This is a genomic window from Aliiruegeria haliotis (genome assembly GCF_003003255.1).
GTDB lineage: Bacteria > Pseudomonadota > Alphaproteobacteria > Rhodobacterales > Rhodobacteraceae > Tropicimonas > Tropicimonas haliotis.
On the sequence record NZ_PVTD01000002.1, the window covers coordinates 335550 to 354725 of the forward strand.

At 63.8% G+C, this 19176-nt stretch carries 13 protein-coding genes; 10 read left to right on the forward strand and 3 right to left on the reverse strand.

The features are described 5' to 3' along the window. Positions 1-4 precede the first annotated feature (4 nt). On the reverse strand, positions 5-934 hold the full coding sequence (locus tag CLV78_RS06975) for a LysR substrate-binding domain-containing protein (protein ID WP_106204067.1): 930 nt from the start codon (positions 932-934) through the stop codon (positions 5-7). Between the two features lie 458 nt (positions 935-1392). On the opposite strand from CLV78_RS06975, the gene pdxR reads away from it, so the two are divergent. The 7 genes from pdxR (at position 1393) to CLV78_RS07010 (ending at position 13326) form a co-directional block, all read left to right on the forward strand. Beyond that, positions 1393-2859, forward strand: coding sequence for a MocR-like pyridoxine biosynthesis transcription factor PdxR (gene pdxR / locus CLV78_RS06980; RefSeq protein WP_106204068.1), 1467 nt, complete (start codon positions 1393-1395; stop codon positions 2857-2859). Positions 2860-3012: 153 nt separating this feature from the next. After that, positions 3013-4788 carry a sulfoacetaldehyde acetyltransferase gene (xsc, locus tag CLV78_RS06985; RefSeq protein WP_106204069.1) on the forward strand — a complete coding sequence of 592 codons (1776 nt, stop codon included), beginning with the start codon at positions 3013-3015 and terminating at the stop codon, positions 4786-4788. Between the two features lie 213 nt (positions 4789-5001). Continuing rightward, a complete protein-coding gene (locus CLV78_RS06990) occupies positions 5002-6024 on the forward strand; it encodes a YeiH family protein (protein WP_106204070.1) in 1023 nt (340 codons plus the stop codon). A gap of 167 nt (positions 6025-6191) precedes the next feature. Continuing rightward, on the forward strand, positions 6192-6755 hold the full coding sequence (locus tag CLV78_RS06995; protein ID WP_106204071.1) for a helix-turn-helix domain-containing protein: 564 nt from the start codon (positions 6192-6194) through the stop codon (positions 6753-6755). Positions 6756-6788: 33 nt separating this feature from the next. Then, on the forward strand, positions 6789-9230 hold the full coding sequence (locus tag CLV78_RS07000) for a GcvT family protein (protein ID WP_106204072.1): 2442 nt from the start codon (positions 6789-6791) through the stop codon (positions 9228-9230). Between the two features lie 30 nt (positions 9231-9260). Beyond that, a complete protein-coding gene (locus CLV78_RS07005) occupies positions 9261-10811 on the forward strand; it encodes a trimethylamine methyltransferase family protein (protein ID WP_106204073.1) in 1551 nt (516 codons plus the stop codon). Between the two features lie 73 nt (positions 10812-10884). After that, positions 10885-13326: a GcvT family protein gene (locus CLV78_RS07010; RefSeq protein WP_106204074.1), complete on the forward strand. Its 2442-nt coding sequence runs from the start codon at positions 10885-10887 to the stop codon at positions 13324-13326. Here the strand turns inward: CLV78_RS07010 and CLV78_RS07015 are convergent, their stop codons facing one another. Both CLV78_RS07015 and CLV78_RS07020 read right to left on the reverse strand, forming a co-directional pair. Beyond that, the gene (locus tag CLV78_RS07015) at positions 13327-13842 is read right to left on the reverse strand and encodes a GNAT family N-acetyltransferase (protein WP_106204075.1); all 516 of its coding nucleotides are present in this window, start codon (positions 13840-13842) and stop codon (positions 13327-13329) included. It abuts the gene before it with no gap. A gap of 531 nt (positions 13843-14373) precedes the next feature. Next, positions 14374-15792, reverse strand: coding sequence for an aminotransferase class V-fold PLP-dependent enzyme (locus CLV78_RS07020; RefSeq protein WP_106204076.1), 1419 nt, complete (start codon positions 15790-15792; stop codon positions 14374-14376). 107 nt (positions 15793-15899) lie between these two features. Here CLV78_RS07020 and CLV78_RS07025 point away from each other — a divergent pair, with 107 nt between their 5' ends. From CLV78_RS07025 to CLV78_RS07035, 3 genes are all read left to right on the forward strand, one after another. Further along, positions 15900-16361, forward strand: a complete 462-nt coding sequence (locus CLV78_RS07025) for an Lrp/AsnC family transcriptional regulator (RefSeq protein WP_106204077.1) — start codon at positions 15900-15902, stop codon at positions 16359-16361. A gap of 115 nt (positions 16362-16476) precedes the next feature. After that, the gene (locus tag CLV78_RS07030; protein WP_106204078.1) at positions 16477-17787 is read left to right on the forward strand and encodes a malonyl-CoA decarboxylase; all 1311 of its coding nucleotides are present in this window, start codon (positions 16477-16479) and stop codon (positions 17785-17787) included. A gap of 340 nt (positions 17788-18127) precedes the next feature. Next, complete coding sequence (locus CLV78_RS07035; RefSeq protein ID WP_106204079.1) at positions 18128-19123, forward strand: Bug family tripartite tricarboxylate transporter substrate binding protein; 996 nt, start codon at positions 18128-18130, stop codon at positions 19121-19123. Positions 19124-19176 lie beyond the last annotated feature (53 nt).

Genomic DNA, 19176 nt, shown 5'->3' on the forward strand with positions numbered 1-19176 from the left:
TCGGCTAAACCTCGTCGAAACGCTCGAGATCCAGTGCCGCCCGGTCTCGCCCAGCCTCCTGTTCGACCCATTCTGCAAAGCGCCGGACCTTCGGTTCCTGCCATCTTTCGCGATGCGAGATCAGGCAGATCGGCCCTTGCGGCGAGGTGCGGACCATGTCCGGGAACGGGAGCACCAGCTGCCCGCGCTCAATCTCTTCGCGGCACAGTACCAGATCGGCCATCACGACCCCCGACCCGATGACCGCGGCCCGGGTTGCCATGTCGAGGTTCGGGAACACGTCGCCGGACTCGGCCGACACCCCGGGCACGGGAAACCGATCCAGCCACGCCTGCCAGTCCGAACGCTCCGCGACCTCGTGCAGGAGTTTCACCCGGGCAAGGTCCTCTGGTCGCTTGAGCGCGGCCTCGCCCTCCAGCATGGAGGGTGCGCATCCCGGCGTCAGGAAGACGGGGAAAAGCTCGCGGGTCTCGATATCCGGTGACCTTCCCGGTGACAGCGCGCAGGTAAAGCCGATGTCGTATTCTGCCGCGTCGTAATTGCCGCCGGAATGAAACTCGGTCGTCAGCCGAACGCGGATCTCCGGGTGCGCGGCGCGAAAGGCGTCGAGCCTCGGTATCAGCCAACGGATCGAGGTCGCCGGCGGGCAGATGATCCTCAGGTCTGCCGCCTGTTCCGATAGCGCATTCGTGGCCCCGGCAATTCGCCCGAAAGCGTCGCTGAGCACCGGCAACAAGCGCCGCCCTGCCTCCGTCAGGGCCACGCCACGCGAATGGCGGTGGAAAAGCGGCACACCGAGATGCGTTTCCAGGGCCTTGATCTGCTGGCTGACAGCCCCGCGGGTCACGCACAACTCGTCCGCCGCGGCGATGAAGCCTTCGTGGCGGGCGGCGGCCTCGAAGGCTCGGAGTGCATTCAGCGGGGGAAGTTTCATGGCACACCATGGGAGAGATTTTCTAACTCATTCTAGCAGGTATTCTCGTTTGCGCAAAATCCACAATGGTCCAACTATCGTCCCAGTGGTCAATTGCAAAAGGACACACACGATGGCCGCCCTGTCCCGTCAGCCGTTTCTTCGCCTTTGGAGTATCTCTCCGCCGGACGCCAGCAGTAGCTGCGCTCTCCCAACCGCCGACACTGACGGCACCGAACTCCCGCATGAAGACTTGGCCCGTCTTGCGGCGCTGTCCCCGCATCTGCTCTCCGATGTGGGCTTTCGCAGGGATCCATGCCGTTCGACCACATTCCATACGGTCTGGGAACGCCAGGGGAGGCGCATCGCGGTCTGCGCCACAACAGGGGAGGTTTCGCCGCTCTCCTGACAGCCCGGTGGCCTTCCCGGTGAAACGGCGCTAGATATAGGTCCAGTTCCGTCGCATCATAGGGCCAGCCATGGCAATTCCAGCCGAGACGTTCTTCCTCGACCCCGACAGCGACCAGACCCTCCAACAGCAGATCCAGCAACAGGTGGCCGAAGCCATCCTGACCGGCCGGTTCCAACCCGGCGAAAGAATGCCGTCGTCTCGCAGGCTTGCCCGGCACCTCGGCGTTGCCCGCATCACGGTGACCATCGCCTACACCGAGCTCGTCGCCAACGACTACCTCGCCTCGCGCGGGCGGTCGGGGTATTTCGTCTCCGACAACGCCCCCCGACCACCGAACTTCGCACCGCAGGCCGCACCCACCGAAAGCCGCGTGGACTGGTCTCGCGCCCTTGGCCAGCGATTTTCCCATCGCGCGACGCTCACCCGCCCTCCGAACTGGCGCGATTTCCGTTTTCCCTTCATCTACGGACAGGCCGACGCGCGCCTGTTCGACCACCAGAACTGGCGCCTTTGCGCGTTGCAGGCGCTGGGGCAGAAGGATTTCGAAGCTCTCACCTCCGACTACTACGAACGCGACGACCCGCGACTGATCGAGTTCATTTTGCGTCACATCCTGCCCCGGCGCGGGATTTCCGCCCGCCCGGAAGAGATCCTGATCACCATGGGCGCGCAGAACGCGCTTTGGACCACGGCCCAGATCCTGCTCACCCAGCGGCGGACAGCGGTGATTGAGAACCCCTGTTACCACGGGTTGCGCGATATCCTTTCGCAGGCCCGCTGTATCACCCACCCCGTGGACGTCGACGAAGGCGGCTTGCCCCCGGACGCCATCCCCGGCGGCGCAGACGTCGTCTTCACGACCGCCAGCCACCACTGCCCGACCAATGCCACCATGCCGCTGGAGCGCCGCAAGGCACTTCTGGAGCGAGCCGCGCGGGACGGATTCCTGATCGTCGAGGATGACTACGAGTTCGAGATACCCTTTCTCCGCTCGCCCTCACCGGCACTGAAATCGCTCGATGGCGAAGGCGCCGTGATCTACACAGGTTCCTTCTCCAAATCGCTCTTTCCCGGTCTGCGGCTTGGCTATCTCGTAGCGTCGGAGCCCTTCATCCGCGAGGCCCGCGCCCTTCGTTCCCTCGTCATGCGCCACCCGCCAGGCCATATCCAGCGCACCGCGGCCTATTTCCTGTCGCTTGGCCACTACGATGCACAGGTCGCCCGCATGGGACGCGCTTACCGCCGCCGCCGGGCGACCATGGACGAGGCAATCCGCGAGAACGGCCTGAAAGTCTCCGGTCGTGGGACCTTTGGCGGCTCCTCCTACTGGATGCAGGCGCCCGACGGTATCGATACCACGCAACTCGCGCAGCAATTGCGCGAGCAAAGCGTTCTGATCGAACCCGGCCGCGCCTTCTTCGGGGCGGATCAGAATATCACTAGCCACTACCGTCTGGCCTATTCTTCCATCGCCACCGCCCGGATTCCAGATGGGATCGCCCGTATTGCCCAGGCCATCCGGGAGTCGACTTGAGCCGCGCTGAGCTGCAACCAGGCGTTCGAGGGTTCGCAAGAGAACTGGCCCCATTCCGATATTGCATCTGGCCCTATTGCGCCCACCCTCCGGACGACTAGGACTTGGGCCAAACGCGCAGTGATGGCGCCAGTCATTCCAGGAGTCCGCCCAATGAAGATGACGACCGAAGAGGCCTTCGTCAAAACCCTCCAGATGCACGGGATCGAGCATGCCTTCGGCATCATCGGTTCAGCCTTCATGCCGATCTCGGACCTGTTTCCCAAGGCCGGCATCACCTTCTGGGACTGCGCGCACGAAGGCTCCGGCGGCATGATGGCGGATGGCTACACAAGGGCCAGCGGAAAGATGTCGATGATGATCGCCCAGAACGGGCCCGGCATCACAAATTTCGTCACCGCGGTGAAAACGGCCTACTGGAACCACACGCCACTACTACTTGTCACACCGCAAGCCGCGAACAAGACGCTGGGCCAGGGCGGTTTCCAGGAAGTCGAGCAGATGGCGCTGTTCAAGGACATGGTCGCCTACCAGGAGGAAGTGCGCGACCCGTCCCGCATCCCGGAGGTCCTCAATCGCGTGATCCAGAATGCCCGGCGCGCCTCTGCCCCGGCCCAGATCAACGTACCGCGAGATTTCTTCACCCATATCATCGATGTCGAGCTTCCCGCGATCGTAGACTTCGAGCGCCCGGCAGGCGGGCAAGAGGCCATCGCCCAGGCGGCCGACCTGCTGTCTTCCGCAAGATTTCCAGTGATGCTGAATGGCGCGGGGGTCATCCTCGGTGGCGCCATTCCGGCCTCCATCGAGTTGGCTGAACGCCTGACCGCCCCGGTCTGCTGCGGCTACCAGCACAATGACGCCTTCCCCGGGTCGCATCCGCTCTTTGCGGGACCGGTGGGGTACAACGGCTCGAAAGCCGGGATGGAGCTTATCTCCAAGGCCGACGTGGTGCTGGCCCTTGGAACGCGGCTCAACCCGTTCTCCACCCTGCCCGGCTACGGAATCGACTATTGGCCCAGGGACGCGAAGATCATCCAGGTCGACATCAATCCCGACCGGATCGGCCTGACCAAGCCGGTCAGTGTCGGCATCGTTGGTGACGCGAAAAAAGTCGCGACGGCGATCCTCGGCAAACTCTCCGGCTCGGCCGGTGACGAGGGCCGCGAAGCGCGCAAGGCCACCATCGCGCAGACCAAATCCGCCTGGGCGCAGCAGCTTTCCTCGATGGACCACGAGGAGGACGACCCCGGTACCACCTGGAATGAGCGCGCGCGCGCGGACAAGCCCGAATGGATGTCGCCCCGCATGGCGTGGCGTGCAATCTCCGCCGCCTTGCCGAAAGAGGCGATCATCTCCTCCGACATCGGCAACAATTGCGCGATCGGCAACGCCTACCCGACATTCGAGGCCGGTCGGAAATACCTCGCGCCGGGCCTCTTTGGCCCCTGCGGCTACGGGCTCCCCTCTATCATCGGCGCGAAGATCGCGAAGCCGGACACACCGGTTGTCGGCTTCTCCGGTGACGGCGCCTTCGGGATCGCGGTGACCGAACTTACCGCCATCGGACGCGGAGAATGGCCGGCGATTACCCAGATCGTCTTCCGCAACTACCAGTGGGGCGCAGAGAAGCGGAACTCCACCCTGTGGTACGACGACAACTTCGTGGGCACCGAACTGGACGAACAGGTGTCCTATGCCGGCATCGCGAAGGCCTGTGGCCTTCAGGGCGTCGTCGCACGCACGATGGAGGAACTGACGGAGGCCCTGCGCCAGGCGCTGAAGGACCAGGCCGAGGGCAAGACCACGCTCATCGAGGCGATGATCAATCAGGAACTCGGCGAGCCCTTCCGCCGCGACGCTATGAAGACGCCGGTGGAGGTTGCCGGCATCGATCCCGGCGATATGCGGCCGCAAAAGGGCGCCTGACCGCCCCGAACGCCCGCAGCGCAGGGCCGCGCGCCTCCACTGTCACCATCGGTGCCTGAACCGGTGGTGGCCGTCACCAGCAATCGGAAGTTCCCCGGCAGCGGATTGGGATCGCACGTCGGTTTCCCTGTGTTCGCCTGACTGAATGCGCAGGTCGCTGCGGGCAAAGCTCCCCGCACCAGGGCAACGCCCAAATCCAATCCAAGAGTCATCATGTCCGACGTCACGACACGCCGCCTTGCGCCGCTTCGCCAATCCGCAACGACCCTGATGCCCGGCATCGTCGTGACGATGCTTGTCGCGACCACGGCCCAGTTTCTGGCCGAACACTACGGCACACCTGCGATGCTGTTGGCGCTCCTGCTCGGGATCGCCGTTTCCTTTCTTGGCGAGGAGGGCAAGACCGTTCCCGGTGTCGCCTTTTCCGCCCGCTCGCTGCTTCGGCTTGGCGTGGCGCTCCTCGGGGTGCGGATCTCGGCCGACCTGATCCTGGACCTGGGGCCGCACCTCATCGGCCTCGTCGTGTTTGGGGTCGTGGCCACGATCGGCTTCGGCCTCGCCGTCGGGCGGTTGTTTGGGCGCCGCTGGCGGTTTGCCTTCCTGACGGCTGGCTCGGTCGCCATTTGCGGCGCCTCCGCGGCCATAGCGATCTCTGCCATCCTGCCACGGGACGCCCGCTCCGAACAGAACCTCATCTTTACCGTGATGGGCGTCACCGTGCTGTCAACGATGGCGATGATCCTGTACCCGATCCTGGTCGACGCCGCCGGGCTCGACCCGCGGCAGGCCGGGGTGTTCCTCGGCGGCACCATCCATGACGTGGCACAGGTCGTCGGCGCGGGCTACACGCTCTCCGAGGAAACCGGCGACACCGCCACGCTCGTCAAGCTGATCCGTGTCTCCATGCTCGCGCCGGTCGTGCTGGTGGCCTCCCTGCTTATCCGCAGCTTCGCAGCGGCACCGCAGGACGGCATCGCGCCCCCCTTGCTCCCGGGGTTTGTTCTGGGCTTTCTCGTGCTCGCGGCGCTGAACTCCGCCCACCTGATCCCGGAGCAGATCGCGACCCTTCTCAGCGAATGCTCCCGGTGGCTCCTGCTTTCCGCAATTGCGGCCGTGGGGATGAAGACCAATCTCAGGCAAGTGCTGGAAGTCGGCGGCTCTGCCATTGGCCTGCTTGTGGCGGAAACGGTCTTCATCGCCGCGTTGATCCTCGCGGGTATCCGTCTCATCGGCTGACGATCTGGCACGGCCACAACGACTAGAAACCGCTACCCTGTCGAAGAACACGGCTTTCGGCACACCGGTGGCCTGCGCACACGTCGCCAATCGTGAAATTTCCTTTGACTTTTTCACGGCGGATCGTGAAATTTCTATCCAAAATTTCACCATTGACCGAGTCGCCCATGACGCCGCCGGAAAGCAACACATTGGGAAAGGACCTTCGTGCCCTGCGGATCTCCCGCAAGATGACGCTGGAGGACCTCGCCACGCGGCTCGACCGCTCGGTCGGGTGGCTGTCACAGGTAGAGCGCGACATCTCCACCCCGCGCCTGTCCGACCTGCGGGAAATTGCAGACACTTTCAACGTCCCACTGTCACTGCTCTTCGGCGCGGCCGATGCCCCCGCGACGGAGAAGGGCCGCATCGTGCGCGCCGCCGCGCGGCGCATCATGGGCGAGCATGACCAGGGGTTGGTCGAAACGCTGATATCTCCCGATCTCACCGACAGTTTCGAGGTCATCCACTCAACGTTCCAGCCGGGGTCGCACCGGGACAAGCCGATCTCCCGCTCCACCCAGGAGGTCGCCTACATGATCTCGGGCACGCTGGACATATGGCTGGACGAGCAACCCTTCTCGGTCTCCACCGGAGACAGCTTCCGTATCCGTGGCCAGTCCTACCGCTGGGCCAACCCCCATGCCGAACCGGCAATCGCCATCTGGGTGATTTCTCCCCCCGTTTACTGACCACCGCCCCATCTACGAACCGAGGAACCGCCCATGTCCCTTCCCTCCACGGCCCGCGTTGTCATCATCGGCGGTGGCGTTGTCGGCGTCTCGACGCTCTTTCACCTCGCAAGGGGCGGCTGGACGGATTGCCTGCTGCTGGAAAAGAACGAACTGACCGCCGGATCGACCTGGCACGCAGCGGGCAACTGTCCGTCCTTCTCCGCATCGTGGTCGGTGATGAACATGCAGCGCTACGGGCTGGAACTCTACACGACGCTGGCCGACGACGTCGGATATCCGATCAACTACAACGTCACCGGCTCGGTCCGGCTCGCCCATTCCGATACGCGGATGCAGGAGTTCGAGAAGGTCGCCGGCATGGGTCGCTACCAGGGTATCGACATGAAGATCTGCTCCCCAGAGGAGTTGCAGCACTACCATCCTTTCATGGAGACCCACGACCTGGCGGGCGGCCTCTGGGACCCGGTGGATGGCGATATCGATCCCTCACAACTGACGCAGGCCATGGCCAAGGGCGCCCGGGATCTGGGCGCGCAGATCGAGCGGTTCTGTCCCGCGACAGGAGTTTCGCGCAAGAACGGCGAGTGGATCGTCCATACGGAAAAGGGCGATGTGCGCTGCGACATCGTGGTGAATGCGGCCGGGTACTATGCGCAGAAGGTCTCCGAATGGTTCGTTCCTTTCGGCGGGCGCGTGGCGCCGGCGGCCGTCATGGCGCACCAATACTTCCTGACGGAGGAAATCCCGGAACTGAAGGCGTGGACCCGTGAGAAGGGACACAAGCTGCCGCTGTTGCGGGATGTCGACAGCTCCTACTACCTGCGGCAGGACACGTTCAGCCTGAACCTTGGCCCCTACGAGTCCAACTGCAAGGCGCATTGGACATCGCCGGAAGATCCGTTCCCGGAGGATTTCTCCTTCCAGCTCTATCCCGACGACTTCGATCGGATCGAGTGGCATATCGAGGATGCGATGGCACGGGTGCCGATCCTCGGCGCGCAGGGGGTGCAGCGCAACATCAATGGCCCGATCCCCTACGCCCCGGACGGCAACCCCATGATCGGACCCATGCCCGGCGTGCCCAACGCCTTCGAAGCCCACAGCTTCACCTTCGGCATCGCGCAGGGCGGCGGCGCGGGCAAGGTGGCGGCAGAGTGGATCATGGAGGGGATGACGGAATGGGACATGTGGTCCTGCGATCCGCGCCGCTACACCGACTACACCGATCAGCAATACTGCGTCGACAAGGCCAGGGAGGTCTACGGCAACGAGTACGCGATGCATTTCCCCCACCACGCCTGGCCCGCCGCGCGGGACCGGAAGCTTTCCCCGGTACACGACACGATCAGGGACCTCGGTGGACAGATGGGGGCCTACAACGGCTGGGAACGGGCCAACTGGTTCGCGAAGCCGGGCGACGACACCTCCGAAGAGGCGACACAGACATGGCGGCGTTCCGGTCCATGGGAACAGCGCATCCGGGAAGAATGCGAGGCAGTGCGGGATTCCGTCGGTGTGCTGGACCTGCCCGGGTTTTCCCGCTTCAACCTCTCGGGCGACGGCGCAGCGGACTGGCTGCGGGGCATGGTCGCCGGCAACCTGTGCAAGGTCAGTCGTATGACGCTGGGGTATTTCCCCGACCGCCGGGGACGGATCCTGACCGAAATGTCGATCATGCGGCATGCGGAGGACTTTTTCACCCTGATCACGGCGGCCGCCGCGCAATGGCACGACTTCGAGCATCTGAAGGCGCACTTGCCCGAGAACCTGACACTCACCGACCACACGACTGAGTATTCGACGCTGATCGTGACCGGACCGGCATCGCGGGCGCTGCTTGAGACCATTTCGGACGGGGATCTTGGATTGCCGTGGCTGTCGATCCAGCCGGCGACCGTGGCAGGCCGGAACGCGGCGCTGGCGCGGGTTTCCTTCGCCGGGGAGCTTGGCTGGGAGGTCCACGCCGCCAATGCCGACATTCCGGCCATCTACGACGCCGTGCTCGCCGGCGGGGCGCGACCCTTCGGCATGTATGCCCTCAACGCGCTCCGGATGGAGAAAGGGTATCGTAGCTGGAAAGGCGATCTTTCCACCGACTACACCCTGCTCGAGGCCGGGCTGGATCGGTTCGTGAAGTTGGACAAGGCCGAGGATTTCCCGGGAAAAGCGGCGCTGATGGCAGAAAAACAGCGCGGCGTGGCCAAACGCTTCGTGCAGATGATCGTCGAGGCCGACGATTGTGACGCGCCATACATGTCGACCGTCTGGCTGGGCGACACGGTCGTTGGCGAAACCACGTCAGGAGATTGGGGCTACCGTGTCGGCGCCTCGATTGCCTTTGGCACGGTGCGCGCGGACCTCGCGGCGCCGGGCACCGAGTTGGAGATCGAGATATTCGGGAAGCGATGCAAGGCGATCGTCCAACCCGACCGGCCCCTCTGGGACCCCGAGAACGCGCGTATCCGGGCCTGAGCCCACCCATTCGATGCAAAGGATGGCACCATGAGCGACACGTCTCCCCGCCGCCGCTCCGGCGGCCGGGCCGCACGCAGAGAAGCCCGCTCCCGGCCGCTGGACGCCGCTGTCCGCCCTGTCCGTCCGGGCCTGCCGGGCGGATGGTACAAGCCGCTCTCGGCGCAGGATGTCGTCCGGATCAACGATGCCGCACTGGACGCGCTGGAGCAGATCGGTCTGGCCAAGGCGCCGCCCTCCGCCGTCGAAATCCTGACAGGCGCGGGCGCTGTTCAAGGCAATGACGGGCGCATTCGCATTCCCCGTGGACTGGTCGAGGACATGCTGGCGCGGGCAGCGCGCGGCATCACGCTGTGCGCGCGCGATCCGGCCCATGACCTGAAACTCACAGGCACCAACACGCATTTCGGCACTGCCGGAGCAGCGGTGCACATGGTCGAGGTGGACACATGGGAGTACCGCGAACCGACCATGCAGGACCTCTACGATGCAGCGCGGATCGTTCAGGCGCTCGACAACGTCCATTTTTTCCAGCGCCCCGTGGTCTGCCGGGAGTTCGAAGACAATGCCGAGCTGGATCTTCACACGCTCTATGCCGCCTGTGCCGGTACATCAAAACATGTCGGCACGTCCTTTACCGAAGCCGCCAACGTACCCGCCTGCATCTCGCTGCTGCACGAGATCGCCGGGGGAGAGGCCGCTTGGCGGGAACGACCTTTCGTCAGCAACTCCAACTGCTTCGTCGTCCCCCCGCTCACCTTCGCCGAGGAAAGCTGCGAGGTCATGGAAGCCTGCATCCGCGCCGGAATGCCGGTGCTTCTGCTCTCCGCCGGGCAGGCTGGCGCGACCGCCCCCGCCCCGATCGCCACCGCCGTGGTGCAGGCGGTCGCGGAATGCCTCGCCGGTGTTGTCTACGTGAACGCCCTGGCACCGGGACACCCGGCCGTCTTCGGCACCTGGCCCTTCGTGTCGGACCTGCGAACGGGCGCGATGTCCGGCGGGTCAGGCGAACAGGCGTTGCTGACAGCCGCCTGTGCCCAGATGCACCAGCACTACGGCCTTCCGGGCGGGGCGGCGGCCGGGATCGCGGATGCCAAGTTGCCGGATATGCAGGCGGGCTGGGAACAGGCGATATCCAATGTCATGGCCGGGCTGTCGGGGCTCAACATGATCTATGAAGCGGTCGGCATGCATGCCTCGCTCATGGGCTTCTGCCTTGAGAGCCTCGTGCTGGGCAATGACATGCTGGGCCAGGTACAGCGCTGCGTGCGCGGTGTGGAGGTCCGGGAGGAGTTCATCTCCATCGACGTGATGAAATCCGTGGTGCTGGAGGGGCCGGGCCACTACCTCGGGCACGAACAGACGCTGCGCCTGATGCAGACCGAGTACATATACCCCGAGATCGCCGACCGATCCTCTCCCAAGGAATGGGTCGAAAAGGGGCAGCCGGTGCTTCTGGACGGTGCCAAGGCGCGCAAGGCGGCGATCCTGGAAAGCGGGAAACACCTGTTTTCTCCCGACCTGGACGCCAGCCTTGTCGCGCGTTTCGCGCTGCGGGACCTGCAGAGAGGACCGTTCTGATGGCGTCGGGCCTCCAAACGTACCGGACCGATGCGCGGCCGGCGCCGCGTTTGCCCGAGCAAGGAGACACGACATGAGCATCCCCTCCAGCGCCCGCGTGGTCATTGTCGGGGGGGGCGTGATCGGTGCCTCGGTTGCCTACCACTTGACCCGGCTCGGCTGGAAAGACGTGGTGTTGCTGGAACGCAAGCAATTCTGCTCCGGCACCACCTGGCACGCCGCCGGGCTGATTGCACAGTTGCGCGCCACGCAGAACATGACGCGGCTGGCAAAGTACTCGCAGGAACTATACGGCGATCTGGAGGCAGAGACCGGCCTGTCTACGGGCTTTCGCCGGGTCGGCTCGATCACCGTTGCCCTGACCGCGGAACGCCACGAGGAGATTTTGCGCCAGGCCTCCATGGCACGTGCATTCGGGGTAGAGGTCGAACCGATCTCACCCGGCGAGGTCAAGGCCAGGTACGAGCACCTGAACTGCGATGATCTCGTCGGTGGCGTCTACTTGCCCAAAGACGGACAGGGCGATCCTTCGAATATCGCACTGGCAATGATCCGCGGGGCAAAGGCTCGCGGCGCTGTGGCGGTCGAGCGGATCAAGGTGACCGGCATGCAAAGGGTTGGGCGTCGCGTCACCGGTGTCGAATGGTCCAGTGCGGACGCAACCGGCGTCATCGCCTGTGATCACGTTGCGAATTGCGGCGGAATGTGGGGACACGAGGTCGGCCGCATGGCCGGCACGAACGTCCCGCTTCATGCATGCGAACATTTCTACATCGTTTCGGACAAGATCCCCGGGTTGGCGCAACTCCCGGTTCTGCGGGTGCCCGACGAATGTGCCTACTACAAGGAAGATGCCGGCTCGATCCTGCTTGGCGCATTCGAGCCCAACGCCAAGCCCTGGGGCATGAAAGGCATTCCGGACAGCTTCGAGTTTGATCAGTTGCCGGAGGATTTCGACCATTTCGAACCGATCCTAGAATGGGCCGTGAACCGGATGCCGATGCTGGCCGAAGCGGGCATCCAGACCTTCTTCAACGGGCCGGAGAGCTTTACGCCCGACGATGCCTACCACCTCGGCCTCTGCCCGGAGATGGACAATGTCTGGGTTGCGGCCGGGTTCAACTCCATCGGCATCCAATCGGCGGGCGGTGCCGGGATGGCGCTGGCCGAATGGATGGAGTCGGGCGAGAAACCTTTTGACCTGGGCGACGTGGACATCAGCCGCATGCAACCCTTCCAGGGCAACCGGCACTACCTCTTCGAGCGCAGCAAGGAGACGCTGGGCCTACTCTACGCCGATCACTTCCCCTACCGGCAGAAGGCCACAGCGCGCGGCCTGCGTCGAACGCCCTTTCACGAACACCTCAAGGCGCGTGGCGCGGTGTTCGGCGAGCTGGCGGGGTGGGAGCGCGCAAACTGGTTTGCCGATGAAGGCCAGGAGCCGGACTACCGCCATAGCTGGAAGCGGCAGAACTGGTTCGCGAATGCTGCGCGGGAACACCGCGCAGTCCGGGAAAACGTCGGGCTCTACGACATGTCTTCCTTCGGAAAGCTGCGTGTCGAAGGCCCCGATGCGGAACGGTTCCTGAACCACGTCGCGGGCGCCAACCTCTGCGTCCCGGTGGGCAAGATCGTCTACACACAGTTCCTCAACACTCGCGCAGGGATCGAGGCAGACGTGACGATCACCCGGCTTTCGGAAACGGCCTTCCTTGTTGTCACCCCGGCGGCGACCCGGCTCGCGGACGAGACATGGCTGCGCCGCCACTTGGGCACACAGCAGGTCGTGATCACCGATGTGACGTCGGGCGAGGCGGTGTTGGCCGTGATGGGACCGAACTCCCGCCGCTTGCTGGAAGCCGTCTCTCCCAACACTTTCACCAATGATGCAAACCCCTTCGGAACGGCGCAAACTGTCGAGATCGGAATGGGTCTTGCACGGGTTCATCGCGTCACCTACGTGGGCGAGCTTGGCTGGGAGGTCTATGCCTCCGCCGACATGGCTGCGCATATCTTCGAGACGCTCTGGGAAGCTGGCGAGGGCATGGGCGCGAAGCTCTGCGGCATGCACATGATGGACTCCTGCCGGATCGAGAAGGGCTTTCGACACTTCGGCCACGACATCACCTGCGAAGATCACGTTCTGGAAGCCGGACTCGGCTTTGCCGTGGCGCGGGACAAGCCCGACTTCATTGGTCGCGAGGCCGTCCTGCGCAAGCGCGAAGCGGGGCTGGAGCGCCGGTTGGTCCAGTTCAGGCTGACCGATCCGGAACCGTTGCTGTATCACGCCGAACCGATCCTGCGCGATGGCGAGGTGGTGGGGCACCTGACATCGGGCAGCTATGGCCACACTTTGGGCGGAGCTGTTGGCCTCGGCTATGTCCCCTGCCCCGGCGAGACACCGGCCGATGTGCTCTCCTCTCGCTACGAGATCGAGGTCGCGGGCGCACGGATACCGGCAGAGGCCTCGCTCAAGCCGATGTACGATCCGAAGTCAGAGCGGGTCAAAGTCTGATCAGGCGAGAAGATCGGCCTCGAAGTAGACGAGTATCCCCTCCAACGCTTCGTAGTCCGAATGGTAGGCGGTCCGCTCGCGGAACCCCAGCGACCTGTAGAGCCCAATCGCCTCTGTCAGCGCAGGCCCCGTGTCCAGCCGCATGATCCGCTGACCGTCCTTTCGCGCGAGCGCCATCAACCTCAGCGTCAAGTCCTTGCCGATCCCGTGGCCGCGCGCCTCGGGCGCGACATAAACCCTCTGGATTTCCACGATCCCCGGTTCGGTCTGCCGCATCATGGCGCAGCCCACTGGCTTGCCGTCAAGCCGGGCGATCAGGATCTCGCCTGTCGGTCGGGCGTTTTCCAGCAGATACCCCGACACCAGTTCCGGCACCCGCTCGATCGGATACTTGCTCGAAATCTTCTGCCAGTGTTCCGGCACGCGCTCCCGCAGGAAGCCAAGGTACGCCGTGAACAGGGCTTCGATGACCGGTCGGTCTTCGGGCAACTGGGCGGGGTCGATGACCACTGGCATGATGTCCTCGCGTGTCGGTCGGCGGAATGTGCCACGGGACCATAGCGTTCATCATTGGCCGTGCGAAGGCGGAAGACCGGTTCCGGCGCCGTGCACGGTTCGACCGCGTCTAGATCACGGTCGAGCCAACCGCTTTCCGCAAGAGCAATTCCGGGGAAACTGGATCGGCCTACAGGTTTCCGAAGATGGCACGGACGATCCGCCCATCCCATTTCTGGACCAGCCCAAGGGAGTCAGCCGGATCAACTCCGTTCCCGGAGCAGTCAGCCTGTCGAGCCGCCTCGGAGCCTCGACAACGGCAGCTTCCGGCTGGCCTCAGGTGCCGAATGAGCAGGGTTGGCCCTTCTGTTGCCGGGGCGACGCGCAAAGCTGGTCGGTCCTCTCCCGAGCCGAAAGAGCAAATCCGGCCGACCCGACTCCGGACCGATTTAACAAAGTTGGCCGGCCCGTTTCCGGGCCGACGAAGCAAAGTTGGCCGGCCCGTTTCCGGGCCGGCCAGGCGCTTCGTGAGTGGTGAAGCAGAATACGCCCTCAGGCAACCGCCTTGAATCTCGCGGTACTGGGGTCGCATTGATAGCGGGGGACAACCTGGTCGAGTCGCGACAACAGATCGATGACGGAAGAGATCACGTAGCGCGCGGTGTCGTCGGACATCAGCGCGCTGAAGTTCAGACGGATCCAGCCCGGTTTCTCCATCTCGTTGCCCGAAAGCAGGTCGGCGTGCAGGCGTTGCGATGTGGCGCGGTCGATGCCGAGCAGACGGTGGGCATATGGCCCGGCACAGGCGCATCCGCCGCGGGTCTGGATGCCATAGATGTCGGAAAGCATGCGGGTAAAGAGCTGCTGGTGCACTGGGTTGCCGCGCTGGTCACGCACGAGGAAGGAGAAGATCGGCAACCGCCGAGCCTTGTCACATCCAAGTAGCGTCAGTTGGGGGTGCTGGAGCCAGGCGGCCTTCGCCATGGCGTTCAGCTCCGCCTCCCGGTGATCGAGCGCATCCTGCCCGATGGCCTCCTTCACGAGGAACACCAACGCGGCGCGGATATCGCCGACGATATTGGGTGTGCCCGCTTCTTCGCGCGTCGCCAGGTCGGAGGAATACGTATGATCCCACGGCGAGACGAAAGACACGGTACCGCCACCCGGCCAGCTCGGACAGTCCCGGCGCACGGCCTTGTCGCGCAGGATGAGCACGCCAGTGGCCCCGGGCCCTCCGGGAAACTTGTGCGGAGACAGCACGATGGCATCCTTTGCCGCCGCCCCTTCGCCCATGTCCATGGCCAGATACGGCCCGCCGCCGGCATAGTCCCATACAGACAGCGCGCCGTGACGCTTGAGCACCGTCGTGACGGCGACATCATCGGTGACGATACCCGTGACGTTGGAGGCGGCCGAGAAGCTACCGATCTTGATGTCGGCCTCCCCATGCTCCTTCAAGGCCGCCTCCAGCGCCGCAAGGTCCGGTCCGCCGGAGGGCCCTTCCGGGATCTCCACGACCTTGGCCTTGCTCTCCCGCCACGGCAGGATGTTGGAATGGTGTTCGTACGGACCGATAAAGACGACCGGGTTGGCGGCCTCCTCGATCCCCAGCAATGTGACCAGCCTGTTGAGGCCGGCAGTCGCCCCCGATCCCGCGAAAATGACGGAGCAGTCGTTCCCTGCATTGGTCAGGCGTGCGATTTCCGCCCGTGCCTGCGCTCGCAACCGGGTCATGTAGGCGCCACAGTAGGAAGCCTCTGTGTGGCTGTTGGCGTAAAAGGGCAGAACGTGCTCTGCGATGAAGTCCTCGACCTGGCGCAGCGCCCGGCCAGAGGCGACGTAGTCGGCGTACACCAGCTTCACCGGCCCATCCAGGCCGGGTATTTCAACGCCTTCGCCGATCAGTCCGTCGCGCAGATCGGCCATCACGTTGACACCCTGCAAGTTGGATTTGAATTGATCGAGAGACATCGGTGCTTCCTGTTCTTGTTGCTCCCGGAAGTCTGACCCGTTCGGATGATGAAAACTCCCCCTTTCTTTGCAATTGAACTCTCAATTTCCGATCATATGATAGAAATATGAGCCATAATATAGATCATATAGACCGAAACATTCTGCGTGCCCTGCAACAGGATTCCAGCCTGTCGCAGCGAGACCTCGCAGACAGGGTTGGCCTGTCACAGAATGCTTGCTGGCGCAGGTTGCGGGCACTGAACGCCTCCGGCGTGCTTCAGGGCAGCACGGCCCGCGTGGACCGGCGGGCGCTTGGCCTCGGCCTCGTGGTTTTTGTCATGGTCCGCACGCGGCACCATTCGGCCGGCTGGCTGGAGGATTTCCGTCGCCACGTTCAAGGCATCCCCGAGGTCGTTGACTTCTTCCGCATTGGCGGCGACTACGACTACCTGCTGAAAGTGGTGACCGAAACCATGGACAGCTACGATGCCGTCTACCAACGGCTGATCTCCAAGGTCGAACTGGACTCCGTGACATCCTATTTCGCCATGGAAGCGATCGCCGAGCAGCGCCCCCTGCCGCTTTGATACGCTACCGGACGCATGCGGGTGGCGCATGCCTCCTGCAACCGACTTGTGTGATGAAACTGTCAGACAGGGGCGGTAGACTCGGCCCGACACCGGATATCGAAAAGGGAACCCCATGGCCCGAACCAGTTTTCTCGGCGACCTGTTGTCCAATCTCTACGGCGTCGGTCGCTGGCCTCTCAGCAGCTCGGAACGCCGCTCGATCGAGGATCTGTGCATGGCGCTTCTGTCCAGCACGGGCGAGGTCTCCGGCATTCGGCTCGCCTCCACGATCCTGCAAAAATACAAGGCAATGAAGCCCGAGCAGAAACGCGCCTTCTTCACCTTCCTGAACGAGAAACTGGACGTGGACGCTCCGAGAGTCGCCGGCATCGCCCAGGCCTATGCCGAAGACCCCAGCATCGAGAACTTCACCGCCCTGGTCCGCGAGGCAGAGCCGCAACGCCAAGAACTGTTTCGCCGGCTCCACCAGGCCCCGGGCGCGACGGCGGAGATGGTGGCCTCCCGCATCGACCTGCTGGGAATGGTCAAGGAGCATCCGGAACTGAAGCGCACCGACATGGATTTCGTCCACCTGCTGCGCAGCTGGTTCAACCGCGGGTTCCTCCGGATCGAGCAGATCGACTGGAACACATCCGCGACCCTGCTGGAGAAGATCGTCGCCTACGAGGCCGTGCACGAGATCCACGATTGGGACGATCTGCGCCGCCGCCTGCACCCGCAGGACCGCCGTTGCTTTGCCTTCTTCCACCCGACGATGCCGGATGAACCGCTGATCTTTGTGGAGGTCGCTCTGACCAAGGGCATTCCCGGCTCGATTCAGGGCTTGCTGGAGGAGGACCGAGAAGAGCTCAAGGCAGAGGAGGCGAATACCGCGGTCTTCTATTCGATCTCCAACTGCCAGAAGGGCCTTCAGGGCGTCTCCTTCGGCAATTTCCTGATCAAGCAGGTGGTGATGGAACTCAGCCAGGAACTGCCCAACCTGTCGACCTTCGTCACGCTGTCGCCGATCCCGGGCCTTAACCGCTGGCTTCGAACACTGGAGGGGGACGCGAAGGCTGCCCGCATCCTCGACGGCACCGCCACACGGAACGAAGCCGAAGCCATGGCCGCGCGATACCTTCTTGAGGCAAAGCGCCCCGACGGCTTCCCGCGTGACCCGGTCGCCCGCTTCCACCTCGGCAACGGCGCCATCCTTCACGACGTACACTTCGGCGCCGACACCAGCCCCAACGGGTTGAAACAGTCGAGCGGTCTGATGGTCAACTACCTGTATGATCGAGCCGCGACGGAAAAGAACCACGAAGCCTTCACCGGCGACCACAAGATCTCCGCGAGCCGCGGCATGCGTTCCAAGGCCCGCAGCGACAAGGGCGGTTCATCGTCCACGAAAGAGCACCCCTCGCCGGAACCTGTCGGCAAGTAGAGAGGCCATCAGGGCGGGTCTTGCGTCGTGCGGGGGCCCGCCCGATGCTGGATCCGGGTGCATTCCGGTTTCGTTCCCGCCGCACCGCAGCGCAATCGGACCCCATTGTCCGCCTGCTCCCGAAAAATACCTGCATGGTTCAAATTGCCGCTGCGCCGCCGGGGCGGCCGCACGAAATTGAAAATTTCAAATATAAAACAGTATCTTAACCTCAATCGAACGGTTGCCCAGACAGTGCTTTTCACTCGGCAACTCGGACACATGCGCAAAGTTAGTGTTTGAATGTATACGTAAACCAATGCACAATCATGGTGCGTCTTCACTTTCTGGGAGGAGAATCATGAAACTCGCACTGACCGGACTCGTCGCAGCGATCGCGATGACCGGGAGCGCATATGCGCAAGACTATCCGTTCCGCGACATCACCACCGCAGTCGTCTGGGGTGCCGGTGGCGGCACCGACACAATCAACCGGATGATCATGGCCGAGATGGAAAAGGAGCTTCCTGTCTCCATCAACGTGATCAACCAGACCGGCGGGGTCGCAGGCTCCAACGGCATGGTCTACGTGATGAACCAGCCAGACGATGGCTACACGCTGGTCGGCCTGTCCGAATCCAACGTCACCGCCGCCGTTCAGGGTGGCTGGGACAAGAAGTTCGACTTCTGGTACCCGTTCATCGTCGGCGGTTCGCCGGACCTGATCTCGGTCGGCAAGGACTCGCCCTACAACACGATCGAAGAACTGGTTGAAGCCGCCAAGGCCGAGCCCGGCTCGATCCCGGCCGCCGCCTCTGGCGCAGGCTCCATTCACCACCTGAACCTGCTCGCCATCGAGCAAGGCTCAGGTGCGACCTTCAAGTTCGTCCCCTACAAGGGATCGGCACCGGGTCAGGAAGCCGCGCTTGCCGGTGAAGTCGCGCTGGTCGTGACCTCTCTCGCCGAGCAGGCGCCGCTGATCCTCGGCGGCGAGTTGAAGCCCCTGGCGACCCTGACGCCCGAATCCGCAAAGATCGGCGACATGGAAATCCCCTCGGCCTTCGACAGCTTTGACGGCCTGGACAAGTACCTGCCGCTCAAGCAGGCCATCGGGTTCGCGGTGCACGCATCGGCCTCCGACGATGTGAAGGCCGCGCTTGGCGCCGCGTTCGAAAAGGCCATCGCCGGCGAGACCGTCGCCACCTGGGCGGCGGAGAACTACTACGACGTGGGCGGTCAGTATGGCGACGAAGCCACTGCCCTGTTCTCGAAACTGGAAAGCACCTTTGCCTGGACCCTGCACGAGCTTGGCGCCGCCAAGGTCGACCCGGCCACGCTGGGTATCGAGAAGCCTTAAGTCGCAACCAACGGAGCGGGGCCCTTGCGGCCCCGCTCCTCGTTTCCAGGAGC

Bases quoted from the DNA above. Each gene is read 5' to 3' on its own strand.
- CLV78_RS06975 (WP_106204067.1), bottom strand. From the start codon at position 934: ATGAAACTTCCCCCGCTGAATGCACTCCGAGCCTTCGAGGCCGCCGCC.
- pdxR (WP_106204068.1), top strand. From the start codon at position 1,393: ATGGCAATTCCAGCCGAGACGTTCTTCCTCGACCCCGACAGCGACCAG.
- xsc (WP_106204069.1), top strand. From the start codon at position 3,013: ATGAAGATGACGACCGAAGAGGCCTTCGTCAAAACCCTCCAGATGCAC.
- CLV78_RS06990 (WP_106204070.1), top strand. From the start codon at position 5,002: ATGTCCGACGTCACGACACGCCGCCTTGCGCCGCTTCGCCAATCCGCA.
- CLV78_RS06995 (WP_106204071.1), top strand. From the start codon at position 6,192: ATGACGCCGCCGGAAAGCAACACATTGGGAAAGGACCTTCGTGCCCTG.
- CLV78_RS07000 (WP_106204072.1), top strand. From the start codon at position 6,789: ATGTCCCTTCCCTCCACGGCCCGCGTTGTCATCATCGGCGGTGGCGTT.
- CLV78_RS07005 (WP_106204073.1), top strand. From the start codon at position 9,261: ATGAGCGACACGTCTCCCCGCCGCCGCTCCGGCGGCCGGGCCGCACGC.
- CLV78_RS07010 (WP_106204074.1), top strand. From the start codon at position 10,885: ATGAGCATCCCCTCCAGCGCCCGCGTGGTCATTGTCGGGGGGGGCGTG.
- CLV78_RS07015 (WP_106204075.1), bottom strand. From the start codon at position 13,842: ATGCCAGTGGTCATCGACCCCGCCCAGTTGCCCGAAGACCGACCGGTC.
- CLV78_RS07020 (WP_106204076.1), bottom strand. From the start codon at position 15,792: ATGTCTCTCGATCAATTCAAATCCAACTTGCAGGGTGTCAACGTGATG.
- CLV78_RS07025 (WP_106204077.1), top strand. From the start codon at position 15,900: ATGAGCCATAATATAGATCATATAGACCGAAACATTCTGCGTGCCCTG.
- CLV78_RS07030 (WP_106204078.1), top strand. From the start codon at position 16,477: ATGGCCCGAACCAGTTTTCTCGGCGACCTGTTGTCCAATCTCTACGGC.
- CLV78_RS07035 (WP_106204079.1), top strand. From the start codon at position 18,128: ATGAAACTCGCACTGACCGGACTCGTCGCAGCGATCGCGATGACCGGG.